Genomic DNA, 8,003 nt, shown 5'->3' with positions numbered 1-8,003 from the left:
AGGGAGTTTCCCACATTCCAACACCTCAAGCAACAATAACAACATTAATAATTAACATTGTAAGAATTATTGTCCTAACAATAGGGAGTACTATAATAAAGTACCCGGCAATTGATCTTGGTAAACTTATAGCAAAAAATATACTCCGTTAAAGTCGGTATGTTTGGGAACATACCATCTCCGTGAGGACTATAAAACCTTTCACCATTTCGCGATTATAGTGGAGTCGCTGATCGATATCTCATTCCAGGTAAGCGAACTTAGTTCTTCATTCCTTAACATATCTTCTGATTTTTAATCAATTTCTATTGCACCTTTTTAATCATTCTTTGCATTCAGCCTTTTAATCTCATTGGTTATGGTGATTTCGTACCAGTCGCATTCAAAATCGTTCATATCTACTTCATGATAATATCCCAGATCCTGAAGTCTTTCTTGAAAGTCCGTAATCTTGTCTCTAACCTCATCTACCTCACTAACATCTGTCGCCCAGTCTTTAAGTTGATCAAGCTCATTATTTATATACTCCCCAAAAAGATCATCGAAATGTAAGTCGATCTTTGAGACATCAATACCTGTAAAATCTATATCAAAGCCTCTAGCCAATTTTTCTAACAATTCAACTGCCCTCTCCAAGTCAAACTCCCCCAACAATAGGTCTTCGACTATATCCATGGTACGTTCGTTCAGTACCTCCTTGACAATCGTGTCATGGCCTACAGTCTGCAGAAATTTTAAAAATGACTGGTTCAGCAGATAATTATCGTGAAGAGATTCCCAATCGTCAATTTCATTGAGGATATTCGCCAATGTCTCTGAAGTTTTTAGCCCTTGGCTATTTTCACTAATAAAAATGGCAATTTGGATAAGATCCTCATCTCGATTTTCAGGCCTAGAATAGTCGGCATAATTGGTAAGTAACTGCGCTGTAATTTTTTTTGGAATCGGCACATCTTTGCTTTTCGCCATGCGCTTCAAACTCTTGGAGATCTGAGTGATATATTTTACACTATCTAACATCGAAGATATTTCTGCTTTATCATTCTGAATAAAATTAATCAGGAAGTCTTTTAATGAAGGGTTTTTAAGATCAACCATCTTCCCAGTGACAATGATAAATGCTTTTGTGAGTTTAACCAATGAGGACTGGAATATATTAATAGGTGATTTAGCATTCTCTATCTCCAGTCTTTTCTCAAAAGCCTTTTCAAGTAAGCTTATCTCTGTTTTTTCATCGAATGTCAACAGGGTGTTAATTAGCATCCGCTGCCAATCGTCTAATTGATGAAGATATGCATGCTTCCAAATTTCCTTGGGATCGTTGAAGTTATGGATGATGAATCTTCTGTATTCGTTGGCACTTTGTACCTCTACATTATCGGCCGAAAGAATATATTCCACTGATCTTGGATTGAAATTTTTATGTCTTATTATAAAATCAAAAACACTTTTATCCCTGATGGCTGCCTTCAGATCTCCTTTCAGGTCGGAATCATCAATGTGGTTAAGTAATAGCTGGGATTTGATCTCTGTATTGTAATCCTCCAAGTCAAGCACTGTTTCATTTTTCCTCAGTTTCGCCCTTTTAAGTTTATCTGAATCTTCAACAACCGAGTTCAGGATTGAGGTTCGTGTTGTGAAAATTAGCTTCACATGCTTGGAGCGCTTAACCCTGGTAATTATATTTAACAATGCACTCTCATTGCCCCGGGACTTTATCATTTCTACCGTATTGCTTCCTAGAAAGTCATCAAGATAAATAACTGTATTTAACGCCGTATCTTTAAGTATTTTTTCACCCTCCTTGATATCGTCAAGCAGATAACATAGGCGATAGTCTTCCTTAATATACTCATAAACAAGCATTTCAGCCAAAGTTGTTTTTCCAACTCCCGGATCGCCTGAAATGATCACAAAGTTCGTTTTTTCAAGGCTCTCGAGCGCAGATTCAAAGATCTTTGTTTTAACATAAAGTCTTACCCTTTTCTTAATTTCGGACTCTAGGAAATTTGAAGACCTGAAGTTCAGATCTGAACTGAGTATCTTGGTTAAGATGGAAGCATCGGACAGCCATAGTTTGTGGTGAATGTCAAGGATATGATCATGTTCTTCGATTAACCTGTTCAGGTCAGATTTTCCATATATATCACCCAAATTCTTTATGTACGGGGTAAAGATAGCCGCTAATTCCTCTGTCTCTGATTTGCCTAAATCTACAGAGGTGGCAAAAATATATCGTTCAGGATCAATTTTTTTGACTTTTGAGACTTCCGTCTTGTTCAGGTCGCGGATCAGTCCCTTGTAACCTGTCCTGTAATAGTGTTTTACCTGTCCCATATGCGCATAGTTATCCTCATCTAATGAAAACAGGATATCTATTCCCTGGTCCTTTCCCTCCTTGAAGGTTCGGTATCTGCCTTCCCCAGGTTTAAGAATGGCAGCATTCAGCAGGTCACAAACAAGCTCTTCAAGATCGGTGCTGTTTAGCGTTGAAAAATCGTATTTCGCCATGGCTCGTAATTAGATTTGAAATTCAAATTTTATTATTTTCACGAACTTAATCTTTAAATTCCTTTTTTGGAATTAGCTTCAATGCAATGATCAGCAGGGAAAAGAGTTTCTTTCCTGCTTTTTTAAAATTGTCAAGGTCGAAATACTATAATGGTACAGTAAAGGACATTGTTATAATCACTATTCAAAGTTTGGTTATTTGATAAGTGATAATTCTGCAACAGCCACCCTCTCATTCTTTAATAATTTCAATGATCATCGCTTAACAAAGTTGACGTAGATACATGTAAATAGGCAATTTGTCCGATTAATATTTATGAATTAGATGAAAACCCAAAAATAGATTATTTATTATAATAAAAGTGTATGTTTAAACCAGGTATTCTGCCAAATAATTATTGCAGTTTATTTGAAGGTTTTATCAGCCTTTCAATCATTTTTCAACCAAAAATTATAATCAAAATACAGACAGGAGTTTAGAGTTCCTTAAGAACAATATGAAGTATCAACCGGCTGTGTAACGATGTTGTATATAACGTACAACAGATTTGTAAGTTGAGATAGGAGGTAGCTAATATTTATAATTTAATGTTTGAAATAAAAGTCTCGTTGTATCATTAATATCAATTTCTTATTTTTAAATATTACAACTATGATCACATACCGAATAGTTCCATCACAGGCCAAGATTATCGAGAGATTAACTCTAAACGGGTTGACTACAGGAGTATTTCATGAGGAAGTTAACACTTTTGCTATCAAAGAAAATAGCGATTGTCCTTCGACACCATTTGATAGTGAATACATGAAAAATCGATATGGCTTTCCATTATCAAATGAAGAACTGCACATTCATACAGCACATAAGCAAATTTGGAGTAGGTTCTACGAGACAGATGCAGATAGTTGCCTTATAATGGAAGAAAACGTTTCACTTAGTCAAGAAATTCCACTCATAAAAAGGGAAATTGAATGTTTTTCTGAGGAGTGGGATGTGTTCTTCCCTTTTGACAAAACAAATGCTTCTAATCAAAATAAGGAGTATTTACTTGGCTATTATTGGGGAAGCTGTGTATACTTTTTAAGTAAAAAGGGCGCAAAGAAGCTTTTACTTCATAATACTATTAAGCAGCCAGTTGATGATGAATTACTTGAATTAGGTTTACGAGATAAATTAAATCTATTTTACGAAAGCACACCATGGTTTAATATAGATTTTCAAGAATCATATGCGCACGTGGGAAGATTGAAAGAAGTTACTAAAAAGGTGGAAGAATATAAAGCTTGGACACCGAATCAAAAAAATCTAGTGCAGAATATCTTAGCTATTATAGCAGAGCTCGCTATTAAATCAAATATAAAGCTACTATTACATGGAGGTACTTTGCTTGGGTATGTACAGCATGGAGAGATTATACCATGGGATGACGACGTTGATCTTGGAATTGAAGAGGATGAATTTGACTTATTTAGGTGTGCCATAGAAGCGGACAAAAGGCTCCAAATTATGAGTAAAATAGAGGAACGAACTGGTATAGAATTTTTTAAAATATGGAGTGAAAAAGGAGAATCGATTGAAAATTATACGTACAAATTTCCCTTTATTGATTTGTGGCTATATAAGAGGAAAGCTCAGGATGTAATATTTAATAATGGATTATCTTTCCCAAATGCATTAGAAAAAGAATTTCAGAAAATCCTATTTGAAGGAAGTCATTTTTATATACCTCATAATAGCTTGGAGTGTTTAGACGGGTTGTATAAAGAATGGAGGCATAAGTTTGTAATTTACTCGTGGAGCCATCGATTAGAATGTGTAAATTCAAAATATTTTAAGACAGGGATTGAAACAGACGGTAATGGAAAGTTTCTTAAATATTTAATCTTTTAAACATATGATACAAATGCTAATTGCTAAGGAATTCTATTTGATAATTTAACCTCAACTTATTAGCATAAATGATCACAGTAATAATGACGGTATGGAAAAGAGAAAATTTGCATGAACAAATGAATGCACTCTTAAATCAAACTATCAAGCCAACAAAAATCTGGATATATCATTGTGGCAACCATGTTGATATTGACTTAAGTATATTAGGGCTATCTCCTATTATAGAATATCAATACAATACTGGTAATCTAGGATATTTCGGGAGGTTCAGTATCGCTACATTAGCATCTAGTAAGTATTTATACATCTTAGATGATGACGTAATACCGTCTTTGTGTTGGTTAGAAATATGTATGTCTTTATGTGACAAGTTAAACGCAATAATATCTTCTTCCGGAAGGATAATCCCAAAGAATAACTTTTTTCCAGAACTAATAGCAAATGAACATCATATAAACAAATATTTTGTTGGTGATAATGATAACAGTTCACTAGTAAACTTATGCCCAGAGAATACATATGTTGATTTTGGTTGCAATAGCTGGTTTCTGAAAACCGAGTGGCTTCATCACTTCTGGAGCATCAAACCTATCACAATGTTAACGGGAGAGGACATACACCTTTCAGCTTCATGCCATCGAAGAGGCATAAAAACACTTGTACCTTTTCAAAATGGAGAAGATATCAGCGGTAATTTAAAAAAGATTTACGGATGGGATAATGTTGCTTCATGGAAAAAGAGTGATTTCTATTCTATGAGAGAGAATATTTTTAAATACTGGATCAATACGCAACTTTGGAAGCCTTTAAATTGGACATCTTGATTAATTCAATTGCTGATATCAGATACTAAAAAGCTTCTTAAACCATCAGCTACTATGTCAGTTGCATGAAACGAGTTGCTTATAGTTTCTAAATTCTTCTCATAATCATTTTCCATTAAAAAAACTGTCTTGGCTTTTCTTTCAATATCAATATGGTATCTTTTTACATCTTCGATATGACCGATTTCATAATACTTAACTCCACTAGAATTTCTTGAGATCCAGTCAATTATTTAATGGATAGGAATAGGTGATAATCAAACCAGTCCACTGTAAATTCGGAAAATTGGGGGCAATTAAATTAAACGAACAGTGATTAAGATGATAAGAGCAAGTTTACCGAAGCGCAGATTGCCTTTTCGCTTAAAAGGGTATAGACTGGAGGTTTTATGGAAGAAGTTTGTCGTAAAATCATTAGGCGATTTTATTGGAAGTAAAAATTTGAGCTCTTGGGGTGGGTGAGTTCAGGCGTTGGGTCAGTTGGATGATGAAGATGCAAAGCTTAAACCATTGGTAGCAGATCTAACCTGGACAAACATATGCTGCAGGATGTACTTAAAATTTTTAAGGCAAGCCCAGCTTAAGGGACTGGCCGAAGCTTTAGTGGGCAGGCAGCTACAAAAATTCTGTGCACCGGCCCTTGTGCAGTATCTAAGTTTTGCAGCTCGATGTGTTTTTATAAAAGATAGGTGGGGATGATGGTATACAAAGTGCCAGGATAAAAGAAATTTCTGAAACCAGGTCAGGTACGGGTGTGAAAAGATATTTACCTTGCTTTAACTTTATGAAATCGGTACGCGACAAACATAACCTGTCCTAAGAAGCTCCTGTGAGGGATTACATGGTTACATAAAAAACCATATGGACTGCAGATTCGGTTGATTTTGGATATATAACATGCGCTAAAACTTCATGTCCTATAAAAATTTTTCGATCTCAGTTCCCGAATGCTGCCTGAACAAAAAAACTGTATTGTCCAATAGTATACTACCTACTCATATTTATTGCTGATGTCATCAAAATATATTAAGGAAGGGCTTGTTTTTAGGCTGAAATATTTTGGGAATCATAAGGAAGCTTCCTGTTAATGGAAAGTGTAGAACATTTATTGAAAATCAGAAAATGAATGATTTGTTTAAATACAACCACACAGAGGGGGTGTAATCGGTAATTAAGAATGCAGAGAAAATGGCAATTAGGAATACACAATAATTGGCAACAATAGTGCAGGATAATCGGCAACAATGATGCAGAATAATTGGCAACAATAAATACATAATCCAAGGCGGGCTTTAGCCCAGCCTCGGATAAAGCACCTTTGTCTTTCACGAAAAAGATAAAGTGCAATGAATTATTATTTAAGCAAAATTATGATGTATCATTTAGTAAACCAAATGGACCGCGATGGCCATTCCATTACCAGGATTGCAGAGTATTATGAACTGAACTGGCGCACGGTAAAGCACCTGCTTTCCATCAGCGAGGAACAATACCTGTATGAACTTGAAAAAGGGCGTAGTCGTGTTCTGAAGCTGGATTCTTTCCAGGACTTTGTTAAAGAAAAGCTTAGCGTATTTCCCGACACCTCTGCAGCCCAAATGCATGATTTGCTGAAAGAGCACCATTCCTGGTTCCCTCAGGTCAGCCAGAAAACGGTGTTTAACTTCGTTCAGTTTGTTCGTAATGAGTATAATATACCTAAGGTTGAGCCCATTCGTGAATACGCCTGTGTTGCTGAACTGGCTTATGGCCTTCAGGGGCAGATTGACTTCGGCTTTTATAACATGAAGACTACCCTTGGAAAGACCAAGAAAGTACAATTCTTCACCTTCGTACTAGCTCGTTCAAGATATAAATACGTTTTATTCACTGATGTCCCCTTTACTACCGAAACAGTGATTCAGGCACATGAGAAAGCTTTTGAAGCACTCCGGGGTATTCCTGCTGAAATTGTATATGATCAGGACAGGCTGTTTTTGGTATCGGAAAATCTCGGTGATATTATCATGACCAGTGGTTTTAAAGGCTATCCTAAAGAACGTGGGTTCAGAGCCTGGTTCTGCAGAAAAGCCGATCCTGAAAGTAAGGGTAAGGTAGAGAATGTTGTGAAATACGTTAAACAGAACTTCCTGTACAACCGCCTGTTCCGTGACCTGGACACACTGAATGATGATGCCAGTGATTGGCTTCACCGCACAGCTAATGCTTTGCCACATGGTACCACTAAAAAGATCCCTATATATGAACACTGTATTGAAGAACCCTTTTTAATTCCATGGTACCCCATCATTATCTCACAAGCCGATTATCCGTCCTATGCTGTACGCAAAGACAATACCATTAGCTGGAAAAGCAATCTGTACAGTTTACCGTTGGGTACTTATAAAGGTCCCGGAACTCAAGTGCTGGTCAGTAGTACCAAACTAGAACTCATCTTACTGGATCAGGATAAAAATGAATTGTGCCGCCACCAGGTGTCACAGCTTACCGGGCAGAAAATACTCAAGACCGACCATGGCAGGGACAAGCGACTGGCCATCGCTGAAATGATGGAAGAGTTCTGCGGATTGATGATGGATAAGGATGCAGCAATGGAATGGATATTACAGATTAAGGACGATAAACCGCGTTATATCCGTGATCAGGTGCAATTGCTGATAACTATTGTGAGTAGCATAGTATAGTACTCCCTATTGTTAGGACAATAATTCTTACAATGTTAATTATTAATATTGTTATTGTTGCTTGAGGTGTGGGAATGTGGGAAACTCCCT

At 36.4% G+C, this 8,003-nt stretch carries 4 protein-coding genes; 3 read left to right on the top strand and 1 reads right to left on the bottom strand.

What is annotated here, in order from left to right; translation table 11 throughout:
- Positions 1 to 318: 318 nt before the first annotated feature.
- Positions 319 to 2,511 carry an nSTAND3 domain-containing NTPase gene (locus AAKU52_RS16705; RefSeq protein WP_354335649.1) on the bottom strand — a complete coding sequence of 731 codons (2,193 nt, stop codon included), beginning with the start codon at positions 2,509 to 2,511 and terminating at the stop codon, positions 319 to 321.
- A 652-nt stretch (positions 2,512 to 3,163) separates the two neighbouring features.
- On the opposite strand from AAKU52_RS16705, the gene AAKU52_RS16700 reads away from it, so the two are divergent.
- The 3 genes from AAKU52_RS16700 (at position 3,164) to istA (ending at position 7,913) form a co-directional block, all read left to right on the top strand.
- Positions 3,164 to 4,402: a LicD family protein gene (locus AAKU52_RS16700; RefSeq protein WP_354335647.1), complete on the top strand. Its 1,239-nt coding sequence runs from the start codon at positions 3,164 to 3,166 to the stop codon at positions 4,400 to 4,402.
- A gap of 68 nt (positions 4,403 to 4,470) precedes the next feature.
- Positions 4,471 to 5,229, top strand: coding sequence for a glycosyltransferase family 2 protein (locus AAKU52_RS16695; protein WP_354335645.1), 759 nt, complete (start codon positions 4,471 to 4,473; stop codon positions 5,227 to 5,229).
- Positions 5,230 to 6,599: 1,370 nt separating this feature from the next.
- A complete protein-coding gene (istA, locus tag AAKU52_RS16690) occupies positions 6,600 to 7,913 on the top strand; it encodes an IS21 family transposase (protein WP_354335643.1) in 1,314 nt (437 codons plus the stop codon).
- The last annotated feature ends 90 nt before the right edge of the window (positions 7,914 to 8,003 follow it).

It is taken from the genome of Pedobacter sp. CG_S7, assembly GCF_040544395.1.
Taxonomy (GTDB): domain Bacteria; phylum Bacteroidota; class Bacteroidia; order Sphingobacteriales; family Sphingobacteriaceae; genus Pedobacter.
This window is presented reverse-complemented; position numbering and strand designations above follow the sequence as displayed.